The organism is Parundibacterium terreum (assembly GCF_014636315.1).
GTDB lineage: Bacteria > Pseudomonadota > Gammaproteobacteria > Burkholderiales > Burkholderiaceae_D > Undibacterium > Undibacterium terreum.
Genome location: NZ_BMED01000002.1, coordinates 48839 through 73743 on the forward strand (window position 1 = coordinate 48839; position 24905 = coordinate 73743).

The 24905-nt window shown below is 54.8% G+C and carries 18 protein-coding genes and 2 tRNA genes; 11 read left to right on the forward strand and 9 right to left on the reverse strand.

Translation table 11 applies throughout. The features are described from left to right. The first annotated feature begins 4 nt into the window (after positions 1–4). Positions 5–541 (forward strand): cysteine hydrolase family protein, encoded by a 537-nt coding sequence (locus tag IEW12_RS09210; protein WP_188565779.1) that lies wholly within the window; start codon positions 5–7, stop codon positions 539–541. Between the two features lie 47 nt (positions 542–588). On the opposite strand, the gene IEW12_RS09215 is transcribed toward IEW12_RS09210, so the two are convergent. Together IEW12_RS09215 and IEW12_RS09220 are read right to left on the reverse strand one after the other, a co-directional pair. Then, positions 589–1056 carry a cyanophycin metabolism-associated DUF1854 family protein gene (locus IEW12_RS09215; protein WP_188565780.1) on the reverse strand — a complete coding sequence of 156 codons (468 nt, stop codon included), beginning with the start codon at positions 1054–1056 and terminating at the stop codon, positions 589–591. A gap of 2 nt (positions 1057–1058) precedes the next feature. After that, complete coding sequence (locus IEW12_RS09220; RefSeq protein WP_188565781.1) at positions 1059–3332, reverse strand: cyanophycin metabolism-associated ABC transporter; 2274 nt, start codon at positions 3330–3332, stop codon at positions 1059–1061. 456 nt (positions 3333–3788) lie between these two features. Between IEW12_RS09220 and IEW12_RS09225 the strand changes: the two genes are divergently transcribed. Continuing rightward, entirely contained in the window at positions 3789–5969 is a 2181-nt protein-coding gene (locus IEW12_RS09225) for a cyanophycin synthetase (protein WP_188565782.1), read from the forward strand. A gap of 193 nt (positions 5970–6162) precedes the next feature. Next, a complete protein-coding gene (cphA, locus tag IEW12_RS09230) occupies positions 6163–8733 on the forward strand; it encodes a cyanophycin synthetase (RefSeq protein ID WP_188565783.1) in 2571 nt (856 codons plus the stop codon). Between the two features lie 89 nt (positions 8734–8822). On the opposite strand, the gene IEW12_RS09235 is transcribed toward cphA, so the two are convergent. Together IEW12_RS09235 and IEW12_RS09240 are read right to left on the reverse strand one after the other, a co-directional pair. Next, the gene (locus IEW12_RS09235) at positions 8823–9182 is read right to left on the reverse strand and encodes a ribbon-helix-helix domain-containing protein (protein ID WP_188565784.1); all 360 of its coding nucleotides are present in this window, start codon (positions 9180–9182) and stop codon (positions 8823–8825) included. 187 nt (positions 9183–9369) lie between these two features. Next, on the reverse strand, positions 9370–9951 hold the full coding sequence (locus tag IEW12_RS09240; protein ID WP_188565785.1) for a DJ-1/PfpI family protein: 582 nt from the start codon (positions 9949–9951) through the stop codon (positions 9370–9372). Between the two features lie 176 nt (positions 9952–10127). Here IEW12_RS09240 and IEW12_RS09245 point away from each other — a divergent pair, with 176 nt between their 5' ends. Beyond that, positions 10128–10451 (forward strand): low molecular weight protein tyrosine phosphatase family protein, encoded by a 324-nt coding sequence (locus tag IEW12_RS09245; protein ID WP_188565786.1) that lies wholly within the window; start codon positions 10128–10130, stop codon positions 10449–10451. 305 nt (positions 10452–10756) lie between these two features. Next, positions 10757–11155, forward strand: coding sequence for a VOC family protein (locus IEW12_RS09250; RefSeq protein WP_188565787.1), 399 nt, complete (start codon positions 10757–10759; stop codon positions 11153–11155). 97 nt (positions 11156–11252) lie between these two features. Here IEW12_RS09250 and uvrB read toward each other — a convergent pair whose 3' ends face one another. Further along, positions 11253–13346 (reverse strand): excinuclease ABC subunit UvrB, encoded by a 2094-nt coding sequence (gene uvrB, locus IEW12_RS09255; RefSeq protein ID WP_188565788.1) that lies wholly within the window; start codon positions 13344–13346, stop codon positions 11253–11255. 338 nt (positions 13347–13684) lie between these two features. Between uvrB and IEW12_RS09260 the strand changes: the two genes are divergently transcribed. The 3 genes from IEW12_RS09260 to IEW12_RS09270 all read left to right on the forward strand — a co-directional run bounded on the left by IEW12_RS09260 (position 13685) and on the right by IEW12_RS09270 (position 15280). Further along, positions 13685–14899: an amino acid aminotransferase gene (locus IEW12_RS09260; protein WP_188565789.1), complete on the forward strand. Its 1215-nt coding sequence runs from the start codon at positions 13685–13687 to the stop codon at positions 14897–14899. Between the two features lie 166 nt (positions 14900–15065). Continuing rightward, positions 15066–15141 (forward strand) — tRNA-Asn (locus tag IEW12_RS09265). 63 nt (positions 15142–15204) lie between these two features. After that, a tRNA-Asn gene (locus tag IEW12_RS09270) sits at positions 15205–15280 on the forward strand. 196 nt (positions 15281–15476) lie between these two features. Here the strand turns inward: IEW12_RS09270 and IEW12_RS09275 are convergent. Together IEW12_RS09275 and IEW12_RS09280 are read right to left on the reverse strand one after the other, a co-directional pair. Next, positions 15477–17198 (reverse strand): hypothetical protein, encoded by a 1722-nt coding sequence (locus tag IEW12_RS09275; protein WP_188565790.1) that lies wholly within the window; start codon positions 17196–17198, stop codon positions 15477–15479. Next, entirely contained in the window at positions 17185–17565 is a 381-nt protein-coding gene (locus IEW12_RS09280; RefSeq protein ID WP_188565791.1) for a hypothetical protein, read from the reverse strand. Before IEW12_RS09280 ends, IEW12_RS09275 begins: the two co-directional genes overlap by 14 nt. Positions 17566–17611: 46 nt before the next feature. Between IEW12_RS09280 and IEW12_RS09285 the strand changes: the two genes are divergently transcribed. Further along, positions 17612–19279: a S41 family peptidase gene (locus IEW12_RS09285; protein ID WP_188565792.1), complete on the forward strand. Its 1668-nt coding sequence runs from the start codon at positions 17612–17614 to the stop codon at positions 19277–19279. Between the two features lie 43 nt (positions 19280–19322). Here IEW12_RS09285 and IEW12_RS09290 read toward each other — a convergent pair whose 3' ends face one another. Beyond that, positions 19323–19994 (reverse strand): acetyltransferase, encoded by a 672-nt coding sequence (locus tag IEW12_RS09290; protein ID WP_188565793.1) that lies wholly within the window; start codon positions 19992–19994, stop codon positions 19323–19325. A gap of 300 nt (positions 19995–20294) precedes the next feature. Between IEW12_RS09290 and vioA the strand changes: the two genes are divergently transcribed. Both vioA and IEW12_RS09300 read left to right on the forward strand, forming a co-directional pair. Further along, positions 20295–21398 carry a dTDP-4-amino-4,6-dideoxy-D-glucose aminotransferase VioA gene (gene vioA / locus IEW12_RS09295; RefSeq protein ID WP_188565794.1) on the forward strand — a complete coding sequence of 368 codons (1104 nt, stop codon included), beginning with the start codon at positions 20295–20297 and terminating at the stop codon, positions 21396–21398. Positions 21399–21408: 10 nt separating this feature from the next. After that, entirely contained in the window at positions 21409–22746 is a 1338-nt protein-coding gene (locus IEW12_RS09300) for a glycosyltransferase (RefSeq protein ID WP_188565795.1), read from the forward strand. 20 nt (positions 22747–22766) lie between these two features. Here the strand turns inward: IEW12_RS09300 and IEW12_RS09305 are convergent, their stop codons facing one another. Further along, the gene (locus IEW12_RS09305; RefSeq protein ID WP_188565796.1) at positions 22767–24776 is read right to left on the reverse strand and encodes a glycosyltransferase family 4 protein; all 2010 of its coding nucleotides are present in this window, start codon (positions 24774–24776) and stop codon (positions 22767–22769) included. Positions 24777–24905: the final 129 nt, after the last annotated feature.

Genomic DNA, 24905 nt, shown 5'->3' on the forward strand with positions numbered 1-24905 from the left:
AAACATGAAGTCCGCACTCATCGTCATTGATGTCCAAAAAGGCTTGTTTGATGCAGAGCCCAGGCCGGCAGACGCCGATGCTGTGATTGCACGCATCAACGCGCTGGCTGCGAGGGCCCGCAGCGCTGACGTGCCGGTGATCTTTGTTCAGCACGAAACTGCTGAAGGCGAATTGAAATACGGAGCACCGGGCTGGGACCTGGAACAGCAATTACATGTGGAGGCAATCGACCATCACATACGCAAGACCACGCCGGACTCATTCCTGAGAACCGACCTCGGTGAAATGCTGGTATCGATGAATGTGGAAAAGGTGATTCTGTGCGGCTATGCGACGGAATTTTGCGTAGATACGACTACACGCCGTTCGGCAGCCCTGGGTTATGAAGTCATCATCGCGGCTGATGCCCATACCACGCATGACAAGGCGCACGCGACGGCGGCGCAGATACGCATCCATCACAATGCCACCCTGCCCGACATCAGCAGCTTTGGCCCGCAGATCAGCGCAGTCAATGCGGCGGAGATCAAATTCGACTAGAAACGCAGCCTCCTCTCCCTGAACGGGATCAGGGGCAGCGCGCATTCTTACAGGAAGCGGTCCAGTATCTTGCGGCTATGTTTGTCAATCTCAAACATATCGCGTATCAGGAAGTGAATGCCGTGGTTATCCGCGACCAGCAGCGATGCCCCGCCGATGCGGCGTATGTCTTCATCGCCTTTCAGCACAAACTCGGTATCGCCCCTGTCTGTCTTGACATGCCAGGTGCAAGGTGTAGCAAAACTGGTCACGCTGACGATGCGCTGGATTTCAGGCATGAATTCGCGTCCGGTCAACTCTTCATCCAGCAGCAAGCGATTGGCTTCCGACAAATCCGACATGCGGTCTATCCACGCAATTTCCTTGCCGTCACCCAGCACCATGGAAATGCCTTCATGCGGCGCCTGTATCGGGAAAGCGCGCACAGGGCTGACTTTTTCATGCACCTGGCCGTCTTCGGTCGTCAGCACCAGGTGGCCGAATTCATTGCGGCTTAATTGAAATTGTGTCGTCATCTTTATTCCTCGTCCGCCATTTCCACGTCCACATTGCGCGCCTGCGCCTCATACAGGCGGAAGTAGGCGCCTTCGCGCGCCATCAGGTCATCATGACTACCCTCTTCCACGACGACACCGCGATCCAACACGACCAGGCGATCCGCCTTGTGCAAAGTGGACAAGCGGTGGGCGATCGCGATTGTGGTACGGCCTTTGACCAGGTTATCCAGCGCTTTCTGGATTTCTTTTTCGGTCTCGGAATCGACCGATGAAGTCGCTTCATCCAGGATCAGGATACGTGGATCGATCAGCAAGGCGCGGGCAATGGAAATACGCTGGCGCTCACCGCCGGACAGACCCTGGCCGCGCTCGCCGACCATGGAATCATAGCCCTGCGGCAGGCGCAGGATGAATTCATGCGCATGCGCGGCACGCGCCGCAGCGATGATTTCTTCCCGCGTTGCATGCGGCTTACCGTAGGCGATGTTTTCAGAAATGGTGCCGAAGAACAGGAAAGGCTCTTGCAGCACCAGGCCGATATTGCGGCGGTAATCAGCCACAGGGAAAGAACGGATATCCACGCCATCCAGCAGGATTGCGCCTTCCGACACATCGTAAAAACGGCAAATCAGATTCACCAGCGTGCTCTTGCCGGAACCGCTATGGCCCACCAGGCCGACCATCTCACCGGCCTTGATGTTCAGGCTGATGCCGCGATTGACCGCACGGTTGCCGTAGCGGAAGCCGACTTCGCGCAATTCGATATTGCCTTTGACGTTTTCCAGATGCACAGGCTTGGCCGGATTGGCAGGCTCAGGCACGCTGGATACGTGGTCCAGGATGTCAAAGATGCGTTTGGCGGCAGACGCCGATTTTTGCGTCACCGAGACAATACGGCTCATGGAATCCAGGCGGCCATAGAAACGGGTGCTGTAAGCGATGAACAAGGTCAAGGTACCGACCGTGATCTGGCCCTTGGAGACGGCAAAGATGCCGAAGCCCCAGATCACCAGCAAGCCCAGCTCGGTCAGGAAAGACACGGTAGGCGAAAACAGCGACCACACCTTGTTCAGCTTGTCGTTGACAGCCAGGTTATGTTTGTTGGCCTCGCGGAAGCGCGTGGCTTCACGTTTTTCCTGCGCGAAGGCCTTCACTACGCGAATGCCGGGAATCGTATCGGCCAGCACATTGGTTACTTCGCCCCATACGCGGTCGATCTTTTCAAAGCCTGTGCGCAGCCTGTCGCGCACGATATGGATCATCCATGCAATGAAAGGCAGCGGCGCCAGCGTCACCAGCGCCAGCCAGGGGTCTGTATTGAACAGGATGACGCTGGTCATGACGATGGTCAGCACATCCGAAGCAAAGTCCAGCAAGTGCAGGGAAAGGAAAACGCAGATCCTGTCGCTCTCGCTGCCTATGCGCGACATCAGGTCGCCGGTACGCTTGCCGCCAAAATATTCCAGCGACAGCTTCAGCAAATGCTCATAGGTCGCAGTGCGCAGGTCGGCGCCTATGCGTTCCGATACCAGGGCCAGCACATAGGTTTTAGCCCAGCCCAATACCCAGGCAAAAAAGGCCGCGCCAACCAGGGCACCTAGATACATAGGCATCAGCATAGGATCTACCGGCTTGCCGCTCTGGTAAGGAATCAGCACATTGTCCATCAACGGCATCGTGATATAGGACGGGATCATGTGCGCGCCTGTACTCAGCAGCATCAGCACAAAGCCGGTCAGCAACTGCCACTGGTAAGGCCTGGCAAAGCGCCATAGGCGGAACAAGGTCCAGGTGGATGGCGGCGTATAGACCACCTTGGTGCAGACCGGGCACTCTTCCTGGTCAGGCTCCAGCGGCGCCTTGCAGCTAGGGCAGATATTTTGTTCGGCGCGGACGATAGGCTGGCCGGATACATGGCTGGCCAGTTGCTCCTTGAAATGATCCATCACACGGATGGCCAGCAGATTCTGGCCCAGCGTGAAACGCCAGCTCGCCAGGCGGCGCTGCTCATCCACCAGTTCCAGATGCCCTACGCCGGCATGGTCATGATGTCGAAGTTGCAATCCTTTTCTGTAAGCCCACTCTTGCCAGACCGTTTCTCCGGGTGATTTCGCCAGCAAGCGGCGATCCGTGACGATAATCAGGCCTTTGACAAAGCGAAGACGGGCATCCAAGTCAACCTCTACCGCACTTAAAACGTTTTCCCCGGTGGCAAGTTGTTTTTCCAGGTCGGAACGCCAGGCATCGGGAAGCGTGCTTAGTGCATTATCCAAGCTTAATTGTTTAGTTGTCATCGTAAAACGGACTCCGGCTCAAGAGCATGCCCAGATAAGGGCAGGAATTCTGAAATAAAAGGGGTAAATAATTTGGCTCAAGGCCTTTTCGATGGACCGGCATTCTGGGTGCTCTCAGACGTGAAATATCACCGGAGCAGCAATTTACGGTATTCTATCGAAAGAAAATAATCAGACAAAACCTGACCAAGAGGATGAACTGCATTTGCGCTGACGCGCAAGTATACAGTAAGTGTTTCGGAACGTCCTTGTTTCAGCCAAGAAATTTGGCCTGCATCGCATCTGGAAAGCCATCTGAGAAGGATTTATCAAAATATTTTTGCGGCCGCACACAGTAAATGCGGCCAGCTGGCAATTTTGAAAGAAGCTTCTAAAAGATTAAGGAATTGTGCTTGGACGCTTATCAAGTAAATAAGAGCCAAATAAGCATGATTCTGTTATCAAGAAAATAAATACATGACGACGAAGAAGAAAGACATCGAATTTCTCCGTGTAACACATTTGCGCGGACCTAATATCTGGACCTACCGCCCGGTGATTGAGGCATGGCTTGATTTAGGCGAGCTGGAAGAATTCCCCTCCAATACCCTTCCCGGCCTGTACGAACGCCTGATCGCCTGGTTGCCAGGCCTGATAGAGCATCGTTGCGGCGTCGGCGAGCGCGGCGGTTTCCTGGAGCGCCTGCGCGAAGGCACCTGGTCTGGCCACGTATTGGAGCACGTCGTCCTGGAACTGCAAAACCTGGCAGGCATGCGCACCGGCTTCGGCAAGACACGCTCCACCAGCGAACGCGGCATCTACAAGATGGCATTCCGCACCCGCCAGGAACAAGTCGGCCGCGCCGCCTTGAATGTTGGCCGCGACCTGTTGATGGCTGCCATCAACGATACGCCCTTTGATCTGGAAGCCAAGGTCGCCGTGCTGCACGACATGGTGGATTCACTCTGCCTGGGCCCGAGCACTGCGCATATCGTCGATGCTGCAACCGAAAGACGGATTCCCTCAATACGCCTGACTGACGGCAACCTGGTGCAACTGGGCCACGGCGCCAGCCAGCGCCGCATCTGGACTGCAGAAACCGACCGCACCAGCGCCATCGCAGAAAGCATCGCCAGCGACAAGGACCTGACCAAGTCGCTGCTGAAGTCCTGCGGCGTGCCGGTGCCGGAAGGCAGCCTGGTCAGGAGCGCGGAAGAAGCCTGGGAGGAAGCGCAGGATATCGGCCTGCCGGTTGTGGTCAAGCCCTACGATGGCAACCATGGACGCGGCGTTTCGCTGAACCTGATGACGCAAGCCGATGTGGAAGCGGCATACCATCTGGCCAGCCGCAAGGGCGACAGCAAGAGCGTGCTGGTGGAACGCTATATCACTGGTAATGAGCACCGCATCCTGGTGGTCGGCAAGCAAGTCATCGCTGCCGCCAAAGGCGAGGCGCTGTGGGTCACCGGCGACGGCAAATCCAACATCATCGAACTGGTAGACAGCCAGATCAACACCGACCCGCGCCGCGGCACCGGCGAAGATTCGCCGTTGAATGCACTGGCCCCGGAAAAAGGCGCAGAAATTATCCTGGAACTGGAAAGACAAGGTCTGACCGCTTACTCTATCCCGGTCGCCGGCCAGAAGGTGCTGATCCAGCCCAATGGCAATGTGGCGATCGACGTCACCGATGACATCCATCCTAGTGTCGCCCATGCGGCAGCCCTGGCAGCTCGCGTAGTCGGCTTGGATATCGCCGGCATCGACCTGGTAGCGGAAGACATCTCGCGCCCGCTGGAAGAGCAGCGCGGCGCCATCATTGAAGTCAATGCCAGCCCTGGTCTGCTGGCGCATCTGAAGCCAGCCGAAGGCAAACCCCGCCCGATAGGTACTGCCATCATCAACCATCTGTTTGCAGAAGATGAAAGCGGCCGTATTCCTGTCGTCGGCGTGACCGGCACGCATGGCACCAGCCTGATTTCACGCCTGATCGGCAGCATCGTTCAAATCAGCGGCAAGCACGTAGGTGTCGCCTGCGGCCAGGGCCTGTTCCTGGATGGCCGCCAGGTAGTGAAGACCGACTGCATCAACTGGGATGCAGGCCAGCGCCTGCTGCTGAACCGCTCGGTGCAGACCGCCGTGTTCGAAAGCAATGCGCGCATGGTGCTGGCAGAAGGACTGCCTTACGATAAGTGCACCGTTGGCGTGGTCACCGATATGGATGGTCATGAAGACCTGGCGGAATTCTATATCCATGAAGGCGACCAGATGTTCAACGTCGTGCGCACTCAGGTAGATGTCATCCTGCCGCATGGCGCAGCCGTGCTGAATGCCGCCGATGAGCGTGTAGTTGAGCTGGCAGAACTGTGCGACGGCAAAGTCATTTTCTACGGAAAAGATCCGGAGCTGGACGCAATCGTTAAACATCGCGCCGCAGGCGAGCGCGTGGTCTTCCTGCGCGACAGCAGTATTGTGCTTGCCAGCGGCACCGAAGAAACGGCATTGCTGCCGCTGTCTTCGCTGAAGCCGGCCAAAGCTGCACAGCCTGAAAGTGTGATGGCAGCGATAGCCGCCGCCTGGGCGCTGGACATCTCGCCGGAACTGATAGGCGCAGGTCTCAGGACCTTTGATTCCAGCCCGAAGAAAACGGGCTATTGAGAAAAGAAAACAAGAGCAGCTAGTTCAACACAAACAAAGGGAGCGGTTCCCGTGCCGAAAGGCCAGATGGAACCCTCCCGCCAACACATCTTAAAGAACTGCAGCGGTAGCGCCATGATGCTCATATGAGACATGCGGAAAAACCCCGGCAAAAGCAGTTTTTGACAGTATTGATATAAGAGGATCAAGGTTTATGGAAGTATCACGCATACGGGCACTGAGAGGTCCCAACTTATGGAGCCATCACACCGCCGTAGAGGCCATCGTCAGTTGCACTGATGCAGAACTCTCGGTGAGCGACCTGCCCGGCTTTGAAGTCCGCCTGCGTGCACGTTTTCCTGAAATCAGCCCTCTGCAACCTACCGGCCATAACGACGCAATTCCTCTGGCGCATGTGCTGGAACTGACCACGCTGGGCCTACAGGCGCAGGCCGGCTGCCCAGTCACATTCAGCCGCACTACGCAAACCCTGGAACCGGGCATTTTCCAGGTGGTGGTTGAATACTCGGAAGAATCGGTAGGCCGCCTGGCGCTGGAACTGGCAGAGGCACTATGCCGCGCCGCGCTGGAAGACACCCCATTTGACCTGTCGGGCGCACTGGCGCAACTGCGTGACCTGGATGAAGACGTACGCCTGGGCCCCAGCACCGGCTCCATCGTACAGGCAGCGGTTGACCGCAACATTCCTTACCGCCGCCTGACCGAAGGCAGCCTGGTCGTATTCGGCTGGGGCAGCCGCCAGCGCAAGATACAGGCTGCGGAAATGGATGGCACTAGTGCCATCGCCGAAGCCATCGCACAAGACAAGGAACTGACCAAGAAATTGCTGGATGCCGCCGGTGTGCCGGTGCCGCTGGGCCGCTCGGTAACAGACGTGGACGATGCCTGGGCCGCCGCTTGCGAAATCGGCCTTCCGGTCGCCCTCAAACCAAAGGACGGCAACCAGGGCAAAGGCGTGACGGTCAATATCACCACACGTGAACAGTTGAACGCAGCCTACGCCGCCGCTATCGAGTTCCGCGACGACATCCTGGTAGAACGCTACCTGCCCGGCAATGATTTCCGCTTGCTGGTCGTCGGTGACAAGCTGGTTGCCGCCGCGCGCCGCGATCCGCCGCAAGTGGTCGGTGACGGCGTTCACTCTGTACGTGAACTGGTGGAACAGGTCAACAAGGACCCGCGCCGCGGTTCCGGCCATGCCACTTCTCTGACCAAGATACGCTTTGACGATATAGCATTGGGCAGCCTGGCAAAACAGGGCTATGTAGCCGACTCCATTCCGCCAAAAGGCCAGCGTGTAATTCTGCGCAATAACGCCAACCTGTCCACCGGCGGTTCTGCCACCGATGTGACCGATGACGTGCATCCGGAAGTTGCCGCACGTGCAGTCGCTGCCGCGCAAATGGTCGGCCTGGATATCTGCGGCGTGGATCTGGTCGCCGACAGCGTACTGAAACCGATAGAAGAACAGAATGGCGGCATCGTTGAAGTCAACGCTGCGCCCGGCTTGCGCATGCACTTGTCGCCTTCCTACGGCAAAGGCCGCCCTGTCGGCGAAGCAATCATTTCTTCCATGTTTAAAGATGGCGACGATGGCCGCATTCCTGTAGTTGCAGTCACCGGCACCAACGGCAAAACCACTACCGTGCGCCTGATCGCGCACCTGCTGACTTCCAGCGGCCTGCGCACAGGCATGACCAATACCGACGGCGTGTACATCGAAGGCCGCCAGATCGACTCCGGCGACTGCAGCGGTCCACGCAGCGCCCGTAACGTATTGCTGCACCCAGACGTCGATGCCGCCGTATTTGAAACAGCGCGTGGCGGCGTGTTGCGCGAAGGCCTGGCCTTTGACCGCTGCCAGGTGGCGGTGGTCACCAACATCGGCTCCGGCGACCATCTGGGCCTAAACTACATCACCACCGTAGAAGATCTGGCAGTGCTGAAACGTGTCATCGTGCAAAACGTGGCCGACAGCGGCGTTGCCGTACTGAACGCCGCCGACCCTATCGTTGCCGGCATGGCAGCCAACTGCCGCGGCTCGGTCACCTTCTTCGCCAGCGATATCCAGTTGCCGGAAATGGCAAGGCATAAGGCGCAGGGACATCGCGTAGTCTATATAGACGGCAGCAACCTGATTGCCGCCGAAGGCAAGACCAGGCACGTTGTCGCGCTGGCGGACATACCAATCACCCGCAACGGCGCCATCGGCTTCCAGGTAGAAAACGTAATGGCTTCGGTCGCTGCGGCCTGGGGTGTAGGTTTGGACTGGGATGCGATACGCGTCGGCCTGAAATCCTTCGCGAATGAAAGCGACAATGCGCCGGGGCGCTTCAACGTCTTCAACTATCGCGGCGCGACGCTGATCGCCGATTATGGTCACAACCCGGATGCGATCCTGGCTCTGGTCAAGGCGGTAGAAAGCATGCCCGCCAAACGCCGCTCCGTGGTCATCAGCGGCGCCGGCGACCGCCGCGATCAGGATATCCGTCAGCAAACGGAAATCCTGGGCGATGCCTTTGACGACGTAGTGCTGTACCAGGACCAGTGCCAGCGCGGCCGTGCCGACGGCGAAGTCGTGGCGCTGCTGAGAGAAGGTCTGTCCAATGCACGCCGCACCAGTTATGTCGACGAAATCAATGGTGAATTCATCGCTATCGATACCGCATTGGCACGCTTGTCGGAAGGCGACTTGTGCCTGATCCTGATCGACCAGGTGGAAGAAGCGCTGGCGCATATCGCAAAGCGCATCGCTGAGGGCTAAAGCGCTGCAGAAGCCGTTCGCTAGCCGATAAGAAAATGCCAGGTTCTACCTGGCATTTTTCATTTTAGACTAAGCAATTGGGCATGCCCTTAACCGGGGTGCATTTCCAGAACGTTATCCTCCAGTGCAGGCTTGGCCAGCCTCACACCTGCCAGAGGCAAATTCTTGTCCGTGGAAATTTTTCCGTCCGCCATCAACAACTGGTAGCGAAGGCAGCACACGCGCAAGAAGGAAGAAAAATTATCCACGCCGCCCCGATACTCGGCCAGCTCGTCATACAGCTTGGTGATCAGTTGGTTGATATTCATACCGTCTCGTTCAGCCACCTCTTGCAGCACCTGCCAGAACAGATTTTCCAGCCGTACTGAGGTCACTGCACCATGCAGGCGGATGGAACGGGAGCGGGAGGTGTACAGCGCGGGATCGGCTTTAACGAAAATTTCACACATAAAGCACTCCTTGGGGGCAGGATTACCTTGGACATCGGCAAATCCGGCTGAGTGAAAGGTGACGCCTCGCTCCTTAGTGCATCGTATAGAAGGAGGACATCCTGAGCGTGATCGAAAAGGCATTATCGACGTGTTGTCAATTATATACCTCTCCCCTTTCACCTGAGATGAATAGAATTCAAGGAGGCTACAAAGAAATTTGTGTGCCCAGCAACTTCAGGTATTGCGATATCCATGCCGGATGGGCCGGCCAGGCAGGCGCAGTGACAAAGTTGCGGTCTGTTACCGCTTCGGTTACGGCAATGTCCGCATAATGGCCGCCTGCCAGTTCCACCTCGGGACGGCAGGCCGGATAAGCAGAGCAACGCACGCCATCCAGCACGCCGGCCGCCGCCAGTATCTGCGCGCCATGGCAAACAGCAGCGATCGGTTTCTTGGCTTTGGCGAAATGCCGCACCAGCTCTATCACCTTTTCGTTCAGCCGCAAATATTCAGGAGCGCGGCCGCCGGGAATCACCAGACCGTCGTAGCTGTTCGCGTCTATCTTGTCGAAATCATGGGTGATCGTGAAGCGATGGCCAGGCTTTTCGGTATAGGTTTGCTGCCCTTCAAAATCGTGGATCGCCGTGGCCACAAAATCACCGGCTTTTTTGTCCGGGCATACTGCATGCACATTGTGACCTACCGCCAGCAGGGCCTGGTAAGGCACCATCGTTTCATAGTCTTCCACAAAATCGCCAACCAGCAACAAAAGATTTTTAGCAGCCATGATGTCTCCTTGTATATCTAATTTTGGAGCATTCATTGTTCACCCGAACCTGCGTCTGCGGGTAATTGCCGGTTACTACATATCGCTTGTGTTACATTCAGGCATCAGGACGATTTCCCCATGATGCAAGCCGCCATTGCAGTCTTATTTTTTATCGTCAATCAATGCAGGAGCATATGAAGCGCGTCTTGTTTATTTGCAGCCGCAACAAATTGCGTAGTCCCACTGCGGAGCAAGTCTTTTCAACCTGGCCCAACGTGGAAACCGACTCGGCCGGACTCGCCGATGACGCAGTGGTGCCGCTGTCCAGTGATCAACTGGAATGGGCTACTCTGATCGTGGTGATGGAAAATGCGCACCGTAAAAAGCTGAACCGCCAGTACGGGCGCCATTTGAAGGGCAAGAAAGTCGTGTGCCTGGGTATCCCCGACAACTATCAGTTCATGCAACCGGAACTTATTGCTTTACTGGAGGCCAAGGCCAACAGTTTCCTCACATAAAGTGTGGGCTCACAGGTGGGCTGACAGCCGCTGTCAGATGATTTAAAGTCTTGACGGGCCGCGCAGTCGACCAAGCCGTGCCCTCAGCGTAAATCTCGATTAGAAATAGATGGAAAATATAGGTCTCAGGTAAGTGTGAAAGATGCGACACATCGTTCACGTCGTTTTGCCGTCACTTTCCGAGCTTTGATCTATTGCCATCCTGCAGGAAAATATTTTTTCGCAAGCGTGTCGATTTTGTGTGCCGTCACTCGTCGTAGGGATGAGGCACCGATTGCCCAATCCACCTTAACCAAGGAAACGCTATGAACAAAGAGATCATCCTCAACCTGCCAGTGAAGAACCTGGACAAATCCAAGGCTTTCTTTTCCGCCCTCGGCTTTACCTTCAATCCTCGATTTAGCGGAGAGAACGCGGCGTTCATGAACATCGTCGACGGTAGCATCCAGGCCATGCTGACGACTGAACCTTTCTTTCAGTCACTGATCAACAAGCCCGTCGCCAATGCAAAGGAAGCCAATGAAATCGTCATTTGCCTTAGTTGCGAAAGCCGGGAAGAGGTAGACAGCCTGATTGCCAAGGCCGCTGCCGCTGGTGGCCGCATACCGCATCCGCCTGAGGACAATGGCTTTATGTATGACCAGGGCTTCGAGGATATCGATGGCCACCTGTGGAACCTGGTCTGGACAGCGCAAGAAGCCTAGTGCGCTGGCGGCGGTCATGACAAGCGTCAGCTCAAGCCTGAGCTACTACACATAACTACTACACATAAAGAAGCGCCGCCCCGCTTGCCTATCTGCCTTATTTGCCGGCCAATGCCGCAAGATTGTCGTGGCCGCCGGGGCCGAATACCAGTTCTTTCAAGTGCCCTAACTGGTCGCGCACCTGGGCTGCTTTTTCGAACTCCAGGTTCTTCGCATGATCCAGCATCTGCTTCTCCAAGCGCTTGATCTCGCGGCCTATCTGTTTCTCGCTCATCATCTCGTACTTGGCATGCTCTTGCGCCACTTCCAGCTCTTCCCTGGCTTCCTGCTGGCTGTACACGCCGTCGATCAAATCCCTGATCTGTTTCTTGATACCGGTAGGCGTGATGTTATTGGCTTCATTAAACGCCAATTGCTTGTTGCGCCTGCGCTCGGTCTCGTCTATCGCCCTGCGCATGGAATCGGTGATCTTGTCGCCATACAGGATCGCCATACCATTCAGGTTACGTGCCGCCCGGCCTATCGTCTGTATCAGGCTGCGCTCTGAACGCAGAAAGCCTTCCTTGTCAGCATCCAGGATCGCCACCAGCGACACCTCGGGAATATCCAGGCCCTCGCGCAGCAAGTTAATCCCCACCAACACGTCAAAGGTGCCCAGGCGCAGATCGCGGATGATCTCCACCCTCTCGACAGTATCGATATCGCTATGCAGATAACGCACCTTGACGCCATTGTCCCCCAGAAATTCGGTCAATTGCTCCGACATGCGCTTGGTCAGCGTCGTCACTAGCACGCGTTCATTTTTCTTCACGCGCAAGGTGATTTCGGACATCAGGTCATCTACCTGGGTCAGGGCCGGGCGCACCAGTATCATCGGATCCACCAGGCCGGTAGGCCGCACCACCTGCTCCACCACCTGGTCCGAATGCGTTCTTTCGTATTCTGCCGGCGTGGCCGACACGAACACGGTTTGCCTCAGCTTGCTTTCAAACTCTTCAAACTTCAAAGGCCGGTTGTCCAGCGCAGACGGCAGGCGGAAGCCATAGTCCACCAGATTAGTCTTGCGCGCGCGATCGCCGTTATACATGCCGTTCAATTGCCCGGTCAGCACATGCGACTCATCCAGGAACATCAATGCGTCCGCAGGCAGGTAATCCACCAGCGTCGGCGGCGGCTCACCCGCTTTGGCGCCGCTCAGATGGCGCGAATAATTTTCAATGCCTTTGGTAAAACCGATCTCGGTCATCATCTCCAGATCAAAGCGGGTGCGCTGTTCCAGCCTTTGCTCTTCGATCAGCTTGTTCTCCTTGCGGAACCATTCCAGCCGCTCACGTAACTCATCCTTGATGGTTTCTATTGCCCGCAATACGGTGGCACGAGGCGTCACATAATGTGAGCCGGGGTATACCGTGAAGCGCGGAATCTTTTGCTTGATGCGGCCCGTCAGCGGATCGAACAACTGCAGGTTCTCGATCTCGTCATCGAACATTTCCACCCGCACCGCCAGCTCCGCATGTTCCGCCGGGAAGATATCTATCGTGTCGCCACGCACGCGGAAAGTGCCGCGTCCAAAATCCACCTCATTACGCGAATACTGCATCTGTATCAGGCGCGCGATCACGTCGCGCTGGCTGACCTTGTCCTTGGCGCGCAAGGTCAGGATCATCTGATGGTATTCGTTAGGGTTACCGATACCATAGATCGCCGACACGGTGGCGACGATGATTACATCCCGCCTTTCCATCAGCGATTTGGTGCACGACAGACGCATCTGTTCTATGTGCTCGTTGACGGCGGAATCTTTTTCAATGAAAAGATCACGTTGCGGCACATAGGCTTCAGGCTGGTAGTAATCGTAGTAGCTGACAAAATACTCCACCGCATTGCGTGGAAAAAATTCGCGGAACTCGCTATACAACTGCGCTGCCAGCGTCTTGTTCGGAGCAAAGATGATGGCCGGACGGCCGGTACGGGCGATCACGTTCGCCATCGTATACGTCTTGCCCGAGCCGGTCACACCCAGCAAAGTCTGGAAGAACAGGCCATCGCTGATGCCCTCCACCAGCTTGTCGATAGCAGCCGGCTGATCGCCGGCTGGTGGAAATAGTTGACACAATTGATACGGCGAATCGGGAAAAGTTACAAATTTTGCTTCATCAGCATTATTGGAAACCTCTGATAAATCAGCCATTTAGTCTTACCTTTGTTAAAATACGCCTTGGAATTAGGAACTTCTGATCAATTTCAGATTTATCAATCTGCTGCACAGGGCTATCTTTGGTCTGCGAGTTTACAAGATTCGCCGCTTTATGAAGTACGGCCTCCTGGCTTACCTGGTGTTATCCGGGCAGGAGCCGCCTCTGCAAATCATTTGTTCCCGCAATCAGGACCACTCGACATTTTTTGCCGCCGGGCCATCTGCACAGCCTGCCCGTGGCGCTTGGAAATCAGCAACAAGCTAGTAATAACGCCCTATTTCTTTAGCATTATATCAACCTGCACTCTTAGATAATTTTCCATACTATCACGATGAACGCTCCTCTTTCTTCCCCCCTGTTTTCCGCCATAGAAATGGCTCCGCGCGATCCTATCCTGGGTATCACGGAAGGTTTCAATGCCGATAAAAATCCCGCCAAGGTCAACCTGGGCGTAGGCGTTTACTATGACGATAACGGCAAGGTTCCTCTGTTGGAATGCGTACGCAAAGCAGAAGCCATCCTGATGGAAAAACTGGCCCCGCGCACCTACCTGCCTATCGAAGGCCTGGCAGCATACGACAAGGCTGTGCAAGAACTGGTATTTGGTGCCGACAGTGCCGTAGTACAAGAGAAACGTGCAGTCACCGTGCAAGCCATAGGCGGCACCGGCGCACTGAAGATAGGTGCGGATTTCCTGCAGCGCTTCTCCCCCAATTCGCAAGTATGGATCAGCGACCCTAGCTGGGAAAACCACCGCGCACTGTTTGAATCGGCCGGCTTCGTCGTCAACAACTATCCTTACTACGATGCAGCCACCCGCGGCGTCAACTTCGCCGGCATGCTGGATGCATTGAAAACCATGCCGAGTGGCTCCATCGTCCTGTTGCACGCTTGCTGCCACAACCCGACCGGCGCCGACCTGACAGATGATCAATGGACGCAAGTCATTGAAGTCGTTACCCAGCGCGGCCTGGTGCCTTTCCTGGACATGGCCTACCAGGGCTTTGGCGACGGCATAGAAGCCGACGGCAAAGTCGTACGCCGTTTTGCTGAAGCCGGCGGCGCGCTGTTCGTCTCCAACTCCTTCTCCAAATCTTTCTCGCTGTACGGCGAGCGCGTAGGTGCACTGAGCATTGCAGCAGCTACTGCAGAAGAAGCTTCCCGCGTGCTGTCCCAATTGAAGCGCGTCGTGCGCACCAACTACTCCAACCCGCCGACACACGGCGGCCAGGTAGTGGCAACAGTACTGGCAACGCCAGAACTGCGCGCACTGTGGGAAGAAGAACTGGCCGGCATGCGCGTACGCATCCGCGAAATGCGCCAGCTGTTCGTCAAGCAATTGAAGGAAAAAGCACCGGCGCATGATTTCGATTTCGTCATCAAGCAACGCGGCATGTTCTCCTATTCCGGCCTGACCAAGGTCCAGGTGGAAGCACTGCGCGACAATAACTCCATCTACGCAGTAGACACAGGCCGTATCTGCGTTGCCGCGTTGAACAGCAAAAACATCGACAACGTGATCGATGCGATAGCCAAGGTTTTATAAGTCCTATTGCAAGCCCTCCCCGCCCTGTCTTGAGCAAAAGTTAGCTGGAACTGCTCATAAAAAAGACAGGGCAAAGAATGGGATAAAAAATTCTTCTTAAACAAGAGTTTTCCAGCAAAAAGTTTTTGACAAGAGTAACAAAGCCACATATAATCTTTGTCTCTGTTCCCTGATAGCTCAGTCGGTAGAGCGACGGACTGTTAATCCGCAGGTCCCTGGTTCGAGTCCAGGTCGGGGAGCCACAGAATTTGAAGTACGCAGCATTAGCTGCAAAATAGTTTAACGAAGATCATCATTTCTTCTATTCCCTGATAGCTCAGTCGGTAGAGCGACGGACTGTTAATCCGCAGGTCCCTGGTTCGAGTCCAGGTCGGGGAGCCAAATTAAAAAGCACTTAGATTAATTATCTAAGTGCTTTTTTGTTTTGGTCTATATTGTTTTGCATTTAAACACAAACGTGCCGACTCAATCTCTCGCTTCAGACTTGCCTTTAAACCAATCGGCCAGCGTGAGGGTGGCAATCGAACTTTCCAACGAGGCGGCTAAGTCGAGATTCGTCAGAAATGCAAATCCACTCTCATGACAATAACTCACTCAGTCTTTTAAGTCCCGCCACATCTTGCGCCATCGAGAGAGCGCAATCCAAGATGCGCACATTCAGCATGTCCCGATAAGAAAGCCCCTCGTTGATACGTTTGTCATCTTCAGAGGCAATATAGTAAAAACCATTCGCCTTCCATGTAATAACCTTCCGCCAAGGGAGGAACATGGCTTCATCTTTCATAACGAGTTTTCGCCTGGTCAAGACCACACCCTCATCCTTGATAAGAATATCTCCGAATCGAATTTCCTTGCCTTGCTTTAATGCATCAAGGAAATTATTCAACATGCGCGGCCCCACTCCTGTCCATAGCGCATTCACAAAGTCAGCGTAAATGCCCCTCTTACGTAATACCAGGAATACTTCAGACTCTTCGTCACTAAAACCGACATAGTAGATCCGTGGCCGTATGTCGTTTGCCGGAAGGTTATCGGAATCCCAGCGCACACCGGTAATTTCATTCAGCGCGTACTGCTTGCCTTTCCATTCAATTTTTCCTGCGGCGATACTCAAGCGCCTACCGAATATTCGTCCCACCTTCGCTGAATAGTGGATTGCCTGCTCAGATTGGCTTGCACTCTCATTGAAGGATTTTCTATCGTTTTCCGATCGTGCTAAAACCTCAGCATCCTTTTTAAATAGTTCAGACATTCCGTCCACATCGGAAAACAACTCTGTCAAGAAACGAGTGATTTGCTGAGCGGGGGCAAGCTGGTCATGCTCATTAAACATCCGAATTGCCAATTCGCGCATATCGTACGCAATGCCACGAGTCATCGCATGGCCCATTCCTCGCGAAACTGCGATCTGTTGTATGGGTCGAACTACCTTGCTCCATTTACGGGCAACCCGCTCCAGTTGCGCAACCAGGGGTTCAATTGCACCCTCGCCTCTCTCCGCAATTTTGTCTATCGTTTGGATAAGGGTACGGACAGTTTCACTTTCCTTATTCAAAAAATCCTGGCATTCAATCTCATAGCTGTCTACTAGCTGCTCTATCAGTGCCGGCGCATGCTGAGCTCCATTTCTGGTAACCGCAGCAACCGCGTTAGAAATTATTTCAATCAGAGATGCTGTAGGAAATTCGTTGAGCGCCCGCTTGATTACATGGAGAAAGTGTAGTTTTCGATTTGAAATTTCCTCCTCAACATGGTCGGCATTGCGCACCTCGGGGAGCCCGGCCCCCCGGCGCGCTTCGTTAATCATACCCATTACATCTTCCACAACAATACGCTCAGTCAGATAGGAAATTTCCTTGAGGTGCTGAATGAATTCCTGCTCAAGGAAAGAAGCGCTTTCAAGCTCGCATGCGGCCGCCATCAGATTGGCATGTGCGAGTGGCGGCAAATCTGTCTGCATTGCTATCGATTTTGGAACCTCCAGCAAACTCTCCAGCAGGCGCTTGATTCTTTCTCTCGCGACGCCCGGCAACCACGCCATCTCTGCGCTTAATCTACGGCGCGGCGTGGTGAGGTCGGACCGGGCCATTTGACAGACATCGTGGTCCAGCAGCAAAGATTTTTCGTCAGCGAGTTCGACTATGCGTTGCCGCGTGTCTCGCTGGCTTGCACCAAGCAAGAAAAATGGATTGTTGTGCAGTGCCGTTTTCCGCTGTGGCGCAACCGTTAGCATTGTGCGCGGCGATTGCAGCTCTTCCAGTGCAGTATCCTGTATTGGTGAGATGTCAGTATCGATCATGCCCCTCGACATTGACCAGCGTCAATCCGGCTGCGCCCAGGCTTTCCTCCAGCTTTTTCTGGAAATAGCGTAGCTGATTCGCGTAGCGGCTTGCCTCCTCCAATTCCAGCTTATTTGCCATTCGTGCACATGCCCGAGTAAAGCGCCATCCTTCCAGCGCGATATCGATCAGCGAGCCCTCTGCAAGAGCCAATTTGTCAGTGCCAGCACTTGTCATCCACTTCCCCTCTTTAATCAGAAAGAACGCATGATTCACAACCAAAGAAATAATATAATGCAAACATTTCATTAAAACAATTACTTTTTTAAAAACATTTATACCTTGCATGAAAGTACAATAAAAAAAGTCATCTTTTAAAGTAATCATTTAATATTGATTTTTTGAAAATTATTTCCCTCCAAGAAACTCCGCTATGACAAGACGCCTCCTCCTCGCTACTGTGCTTTCCGTCCTATCTACCCTCAGCCATGCACAAAACGACAGCCTCGCTGAGGCCGTGGCCGCAATAAAGGAGAAGCAATATGAAAAGGCCGCTGACCTGTATGTAGCAGCAGACAGGCAATTTCCGGGGGAACCGGATCATTTATACAATGCAGCCTGTGCTTATGCGCTGGCGGGGAATAAAGACAAGGCATTTTCCAACCTGCGCCTCTCCATCGAGAAAGGATTTACGTCCGTTGAGCATATCGAGAAAGACAGTGACCTGATCAGCTTGCATGAGGACACCCGATGGCCAGGCGTGATAGCGCGGATGACTGAAAAAGCCAAACTGGATAAATTGCTGTGGGAATCTCCCGCGCTGGTAACACCGTACAAAGAGAACATCAGCGAAGATGAAAAAATCGCAGGTTTGTCCAAATTCTGGTCCGAGGTCAAATACAATTTTGTGTATGTGGAGAAGTTGAAAAAAATTGACTGGGACAAGCTATACCTGGAGTACCTGCCCAAGATAAGGGCCACACGCACCACCGTGGAATATTACGATCTGCTGATGGAGCTATGCGCCCGGCTGCAGGATGGCCACACGAATGTCACTCCCCCCTATGCGGCAATAGACCACTATTACGCGTTGCCACTAATTAAAACGCGGCTAGTGGAAAACAAGGTGATACTGACGGATGTGTATGACACGAATTTACGCGCACAAGGTGTCGTCCCTGGATTGGAGATCACTGCAGTGGATGGCATCCCCATCCTGCTCTATCATCAGCGTAACATTGCGCCCCGCATCAGCGCCTCTACGCCACAGGATATGGACACTACTCTGTACTACCGCGCGTTCCTGATGGGAGACCTGAAGGAAGTGCCGCAACTGACGTTCCAGGATGCGGGCGGCAAGTCATTCGTGCGCTCCGTCCACAGGGTATCCCGGGAACAATGGAAAAAAACAATGCCATCATCAGCCCCATTTGAATGGAAAATGCTGCCGGGCGGCGTAGCGAATATCACCTTGAATAATTTTGCCGACCAGCGAGTTGCGGATGACTACATGGCTGCTTTTGATGAAATCAAAAAATCAACGGCGATGATTCTGGACATACGCGCCAATGGCGGTGGCAGCTCCGACATCGGCTACCAAATATTGGGCACACTGACAGACAAGCCGTTTGCGACTAGCGCCTGGTCAACACGCGACTATAAACCTTCATTCCGCGCATGGGGCCGCAGAATGCCAGACCTTGCTCCTTCCGGCTCTGCTTGGCGGGCGGACGGCAAAAAACTATATACCAAGCCCGTTATTGTACTCACAAGTTCGGCTGTGTATTCGGCCGCAGAGGATTTCGCGGTTGCGTTTGACGTAATGCAGCGCGGCACTATCGTTGGCGAAGCTACCGGTGGCAGCACGGGCCAGCCGCTTATCATCCAATTGCCTGGGGGCGGTAGCGCTCGCATCTGTACTAAGCGGGATACCTATCCAGACGGCAAAGCCTTCGTCGGTGTCGGCATCCAGCCCAATATACAGGCAGGCCCGACAATTGCAGATCTGCGCGCGGGAAAAGACACCGTGCTGCAGACAGCGCTTGATCTGCTAAAAACCAGGCAGGCAAGTAAAACCGCTTCTGAAACCTCCGCCAGATAGGCGGGCAGCCTCTAACCAGCCCTGTCGGCAATGGTGGGAGTTACTACCCCGCAGCCGGCATCTCCGCCATGCGCAGCATGGGCATGCAGGTAGTCCCGGGGGCAACGCTCTTGGAAATTACTGCCCCCATGCCGATGACGGCGCCGCGGCCTATCACGATTGGCCCATCGCTTGCATCCTTGATGATGACGCCGGTACCGATGTAGACGTGGTCTTCTATGATGACGCGGCCGTTGCACTTCACGCCGGGGGCGAAGGTGACGAAATCGCCGATCACGCAATCATGCGTCACATAGGAATACATATTGCAATGGAAGTAGCGGCCGATTTTCGTGTTGGACGTGATGTGTGAAAAGCTGCACAGCACGGCGCCCTCGCCGATGACATTATTGTCCAGCGAAACGTGGTTGGCTGCGACGACGGAAAACGGCGTGGCCAGATCGGCGGGAATGCTGTTGGCGATTCTTTCGCGTGCTGCGGAGTTACCGATGGCGATGTTGAAGCGGCGCTCGGCTACGGACGCGGACAGGAACTCATCCATGCTTAGCACGCGATGGCCATTGACCTGTTTTTGCGGGATGGGGTAGTCATTTTCAACCACGAAGACCAGTTCAGCATCCTGTTCGCCGCTGTGCGGGGATTGCATCCATTGTCTGGCCAGCGGCATTACTTCCCGGCCAAAGCCGCCTGCGCCCACGATACCGAATAATTTCATGCTCCATCCTTTACGCTAAAGTCCATTTCGGTCGCCTTGGAGATATGTCAGCAAAGCGACTTTTTGTGGGCAAATTATAGCTGTTTGGCATGCCAATAAGGGTATGCTGCCCCACCCATCAGACATCCCTGCCGCAAAGACGGCGCTTGCCAAAAGGTCTTGCTGTGAGAGATGATGACAAAGTACACAGAGAAGGCTGCATTTACCCTGAAAGGCTCGCTGAAAGGCTGGAGCCGTTGGCGATGCGGTCTTTAATCCTGTCAATCATGATAAAGCAGCCCCCTATCTCCGGATCTATCAATGAAACCTATTTACGTTACTGAACCGGCACTGCCACCGCTGGAAGATTTCATTCCTTATTTGCAACAAATTTGGGATAGCAAAGTCTTGACCAATGGCGGCCCTTTCCACAAGCAACTGGAAGATGCACTGTGCGAGTACCTGGGCGTCAAGCATATCGCTCTATTTACCAATGCGACGATTGCGCTGATCACCGCACTGCAGGCGCTGCGGATTACCGGCGAGGTGATCACTACCCCTTATTCTTTTGTCGCGACCGCGCATTCGCTGTTGTGGACCGGCGTCAAGCCGGTTTTTATCGACATCGATCCTGTTACGCTGAACATGGACCCGGATGCCATTGAAGCAGCAATCACGCCCCAGACTACCGCCATCATGCCTGTGCATTGCTACGGCCATCCTTGCGACGTGGAGCGCATACAAAAGATTGCCGATACCTACGGGCTGAAGGTCATCTATGACGCTGCCCATGCCTTCGGCGTGCAAAACGAGGCTGGCAGCATACTCAACTACGGCGACCTAGCGGTGCTGAGCTTCCATGCGACCAAGGTGTTCAACACCTTTGAGGGCGGCGCCATCATCTGCCCCGATGCCAAGACCAAGCAGCGCATAGACCATCTGAAAAATTTCGGTTTTGTGGATGAGGTCACCGTGGTTGCGCCGGGCATTAACGGCAAGATGAGCGAGTTCAATGCAGCGCTTGGGTTGCTGCAGTTAAAAGGCATACAGGGCGCGCTGGAAAAGCGCAAGGTGATTGACGAACGCTATCGCAGTGCACTGGCCGACGTGGCCGGCATCTACTGCGTACCCAGCGCCGGAGAAAAAGTGGCCAACTATGCCTACTTCCCTATCATGATCAGGCCGGACTACCCGATCAGCCGAGATGCGCTATATCAGAAGCTGCGCGATAACGGTATTTTTGCGCGCCGTTATTTTTACCCGCTGATCAGCGATTTCCCTATGTACCGTGGCTTGCCTTCCGCCACGCCCGCCAACTTGCCTGTTGCTCGCCAGAGCGCCAATCAAGTAATTTGCCTGCCCATTTATCCAACACTGGGCGAAGCAGAACAAGACAAGATCATTTCAGTCATCCAGGAAGCTTAGGATCAACAGTATGCCAGAGCGTTTTTTAAACATAGGCAGGGGTAACACTGCCATCCCAGGATTCATCCATATAGATCAATCCGCCGGCGCTGATCTGCAGCACGATGTCACCACCGGCATCCCCTTCCCTGATCAGTCCATTGAGGGCATTTTTTGCGATAACTTCATTGAATACCTCGACCAAGGCCAAGGTCTGGCCTTTCTTCGCGAATGCAGGCGTGTTTTAACGCCAGGCGGAACCCTGAGAATCCTCACCCCCGATCTGGATCATGTCGTCGCTGCTTACGTGACGGAGAATTGGCAAGCCCCCAAAGCAGACGCAGCCAAGCGCGAGTGGATAGATAACCGTGCAGAATCCTTGAACATGCAAATGCGTGGCAATGGCAGGCAATGGCTCTACAACGCACATGAACTGATACGCTCCGCCCGTTTTGCCGGCCTGGACAATCCAGTACGCCAACAGGCAGACACGAGCAGCATTCCGGCACTGGCGAGCCATGGCAGTGCCGATAGCTCCAAGCTCGTCATTGAATTTTCTCCATGGAAGCCGGCATTGGAGGAAACTCCGCTGGTCAGCATTGTCATTCCAGGATACAAGGCACGTTATTTCGGCGCCGCCATAGAAAGCGCATTGAACCAGACCTACGCTAATATTGAAATACTGGTTTTGGATGATAGCAGCGATGAGCAGATATTCAAGCTGATACAGGCTAGTGCCGCGCCGCAGCGGATTCGTTACCTGAAGAATACGCCGCGACTGGGTGAGGCCATGAGCCTGACTCGCGGCATACAGGAAGCGCGCGGCCAGTTGATCAAGCCGCTGTATGACGACGATTGCCTGCTATCCGATTGTGTGGAGCGCATGGTGGCTGCAATGCAAAAGTGCCCAGCTTCTACGCTAGCGATATCACGACGCTATACGATCAATGCGAGCGGAGAAAGAATAGAATCACAGTCCATCTCAGTTGCCAACGCCAGTTGCGAGATCAGTGGCCTCAGCCTGGCAGCGTTTACCTTGGCGACAGGACGCAATTATATTGGCCCTCCTTCATCCGTCATGTTCCGGAGAGATGATGCGCTCTCCTTGCAGGCTTGCGTAATGACATTTGCAGGAGAGTTCACCCATGGCGCCGGTGATGTGACAATGTATCTGAACTTGCTAAGCCGCGGCGACGCCGTCTTCCTCATGGATATGCTGAGCGAATTCCGCATCCATGACGATCACACATCCAGCAACCCGGCAATTTTTGTACACGAGCGGAATAGCTGGATCTACTTGAAGCATCATGGGCAAAGGCTGGGCATGATACCGGCGGATGCCAATATCAAGATCAAACGGGCTATTTAGCTGCGTCCTGGTTGGCGAGCCTAATTCTGGAGGCGCGGCGCGCTTTCAGCTTTTCTGAGAGTGCGCCACAGCACTTCTTTCCACGCATTGCTTGCATAGCGCGTACTGTGTGCCAGCGCAATTGCATTGGCATTGACGTATCCTGCCTGCCGTACAGTGGTGATGTTTTCCGCGCACCATTGCATTGCAGCGCGCAAGGCCTCAGGACTGCGCTCCACCAGCAAGCCGTTGCGTTTATCGCTGATCAATTCCTGCACGCCAGCAGCATTGACGCAGACAGGAAAAACGCCGCAAGCCATCGCATCCTGGATAGCGGGCAACTTCTGCTCCGTCGCCGACAGTACCAGCACGACATCCACCGACTTGTAGAACAGCGCCGCCTCACGCGGGGACAGCGATGGATCGGCGATCGCTACCTTGATATCTTCGCGCATCGCAGGTATCAACACATCAAATACGTCCTGCCGGTTCAGGTTCACATTGCCGGCCCAGCCAAACAATGCCGGGCCGTCGACATTGCGGTTCTCAATATTGAAAATGGAAAAATCAACGCCCAGTTCGCAATGCGTGATGTCGCAAAGGCCTGCGTAGCGGGCTTCGATCAAGGCCGTAGAGCTTATAAAACTTGCCGCGTTGGCCAAGGCGGCATTACCCGGCAAATAGGTATCCAGGTAGCGCACCACGCGGTTGGGAGGCACAAGCCATGCCTGCGGCAGTTGCTCGTGGCCGGACAAGTCCAACAGCAAGTCCATACCGGCGACCGGACCATCCGGATTGTCCTGCAGATAGGACACCTGGAGCGTAAAATCCCTGGACAGTTCAGCGACCAAGCCCCCGGCCTGCTGATCTCGCGCGCTACCACGCTGGTCCAGCAAGACCGTCAGTGCAGGCCTGCCTGGCTTGCGCGAGGTGCCATCAGTGCCCGGAAGGGCGATATCTTGCTGTTCCTGCAATGCCTTGGTGATCGATGTGCGCAACTCCTGCATTTGGCCAGCCAGTGCGGGCTCAGGCACAAACTCGCGCTGTAGCCTGCCCTGCTCTATCAGGTCGGTCCAGCCGCGCAACGCCACATCCCATGAATAGCATTGCTTCCAGTGTTCATAGCTGATCTGCCCAAGTTCGCGGCGTATGGCCGGATAATCGGTCAGCACCCGCAGCTTGCCCTTGAAATCCTTCAAGTCCGAGATCAGGCCGCCAAGGTGGTCGTTGGCAGCGCCGCATTGCGGCGTCGCCAGCCATGGCTTGCTGTGCGACATGGCCTCCAGTATCGTGATCGGCGATCCTTCGCCATGCGAAGCCAGCACCGCGACATCGCAGGCTTCCATCGCGGCAGATACCCATTCTGGCGGCAAGCCGGGAATGAACAGTATGTCCGGCCGGGTAGCCAGTTTGGCCTGCACCGCGCTCACGCAGTCTGCAGCGCCAGTCAGGTTGCCTATCATGACCAGTTGCCATGACGCCGGCAAATCCGGCAAGGCATCAATGAGACCTACATGGTTCTTGACCCAATACAGGTTGGCCACATGCAGTATTACGAAGCGGTCTGCAGGAATGCCGAACTGCTTGCGGAAATCGCCGGCAGGCGCCATCTGGCTGATGGCATTCGGCAAATAAACGTGCGCTATTCCATCCTCTTGCATATAGCGGGTATCCGGCCCGCTCCTGGTCATCACCAGTGCGGCATCGGCAGCTTTCAGGATGGCAGTCAGGCGCGAACGAAAATCAGCGTTGTCCTTCCAGCGGCCATAACCGTCTTCATTGATGATGGGCTGGATGAACACTTTGGTTCTGGGCGGCGGGCTCAAGCCTTCCACGCTCCAGATGATATTGCCCAGCGGGTCCTGGATCAGGATGCAGGTATCAAACTCGCCTGAGGCCACAGCATTGCGTATCGCGAGCGCAAAATCGGGCATGTCGACACTGATGATGCGCACGCCATTGTGCATGTCGCTGGTGCGAGCCGAAAAGGCCAGCGTCATCACGCTTACCTGATAACCCGCAGCGACCAGCTCTCTGCTCAATTGCCCCATGCTCGCCTCCAGGCCGCCTACGGACGGCCAGAAATGGCTGCATACGATCAGTATGTTCTTTTTTACGGGCGACTCTGTCTGCATTGCGGATTCTCGGTGACTGGTAAGCTCGGCACAGGCTGGCTGCAG

Coding starts and splice junctions, on each gene's coding strand:
- IEW12_RS09250 (WP_188565787.1), top strand. CDS start 10,757: ATGAACAAAGAGATCATCCTCAACCTGCCAGTGAAGAACCTGGACAAA.
- uvrB (WP_188565788.1), bottom strand. CDS start 13,346: ATGGCTGATTTATCAGAGGTTTCCAATAATGCTGATGAAGCAAAATTT.
- IEW12_RS09215 (WP_188565780.1), bottom strand. CDS start 1,056: ATGACGACACAATTTCAATTAAGCCGCAATGAATTCGGCCACCTGGTG.
- IEW12_RS09225 (WP_188565782.1), top strand. CDS start 3,789: ATGACGACGAAGAAGAAAGACATCGAATTTCTCCGTGTAACACATTTG.
- IEW12_RS09285 (WP_188565792.1), top strand. CDS start 17,612: ATGACAAGACGCCTCCTCCTCGCTACTGTGCTTTCCGTCCTATCTACC.
- IEW12_RS09210 (WP_188565779.1), top strand. CDS start 5: ATGAAGTCCGCACTCATCGTCATTGATGTCCAAAAAGGCTTGTTTGAT.
- IEW12_RS09300 (WP_188565795.1), top strand. CDS start 21,409: ATGCCAGAGCGTTTTTTAAACATAGGCAGGGGTAACACTGCCATCCCA.
- IEW12_RS09260 (WP_188565789.1), top strand. CDS start 13,685: ATGAACGCTCCTCTTTCTTCCCCCCTGTTTTCCGCCATAGAAATGGCT.
- IEW12_RS09240 (WP_188565785.1), bottom strand. CDS start 9,951: ATGGCTGCTAAAAATCTTTTGTTGCTGGTTGGCGATTTTGTGGAAGAC.
- IEW12_RS09305 (WP_188565796.1), bottom strand. CDS start 24,776: ATGGGGCAATTGAGCAGAGAGCTGGTCGCTGCGGGTTATCAGGTAAGC.
- vioA (WP_188565794.1), top strand. CDS start 20,295: ATGAAACCTATTTACGTTACTGAACCGGCACTGCCACCGCTGGAAGAT.
- IEW12_RS09220 (WP_188565781.1), bottom strand. CDS start 3,332: ATGACAACTAAACAATTAAGCTTGGATAATGCACTAAGCACGCTTCCC.
- IEW12_RS09290 (WP_188565793.1), bottom strand. CDS start 19,994: ATGAAATTATTCGGTATCGTGGGCGCAGGCGGCTTTGGCCGGGAAGTA.
- IEW12_RS09235 (WP_188565784.1), bottom strand. CDS start 9,182: ATGTGTGAAATTTTCGTTAAAGCCGATCCCGCGCTGTACACCTCCCGC.
- cphA (WP_188565783.1), top strand. CDS start 6,163: ATGGAAGTATCACGCATACGGGCACTGAGAGGTCCCAACTTATGGAGC.
- IEW12_RS09275 (WP_188565790.1), bottom strand. CDS start 17,198: ATGATCGATACTGACATCTCACCAATACAGGATACTGCACTGGAAGAG.
- IEW12_RS09280 (WP_188565791.1), bottom strand. CDS start 17,565: ATGATTACTTTAAAAGATGACTTTTTTTATTGTACTTTCATGCAAGGT.
- IEW12_RS09245 (WP_188565786.1), top strand. CDS start 10,128: ATGAAGCGCGTCTTGTTTATTTGCAGCCGCAACAAATTGCGTAGTCCC.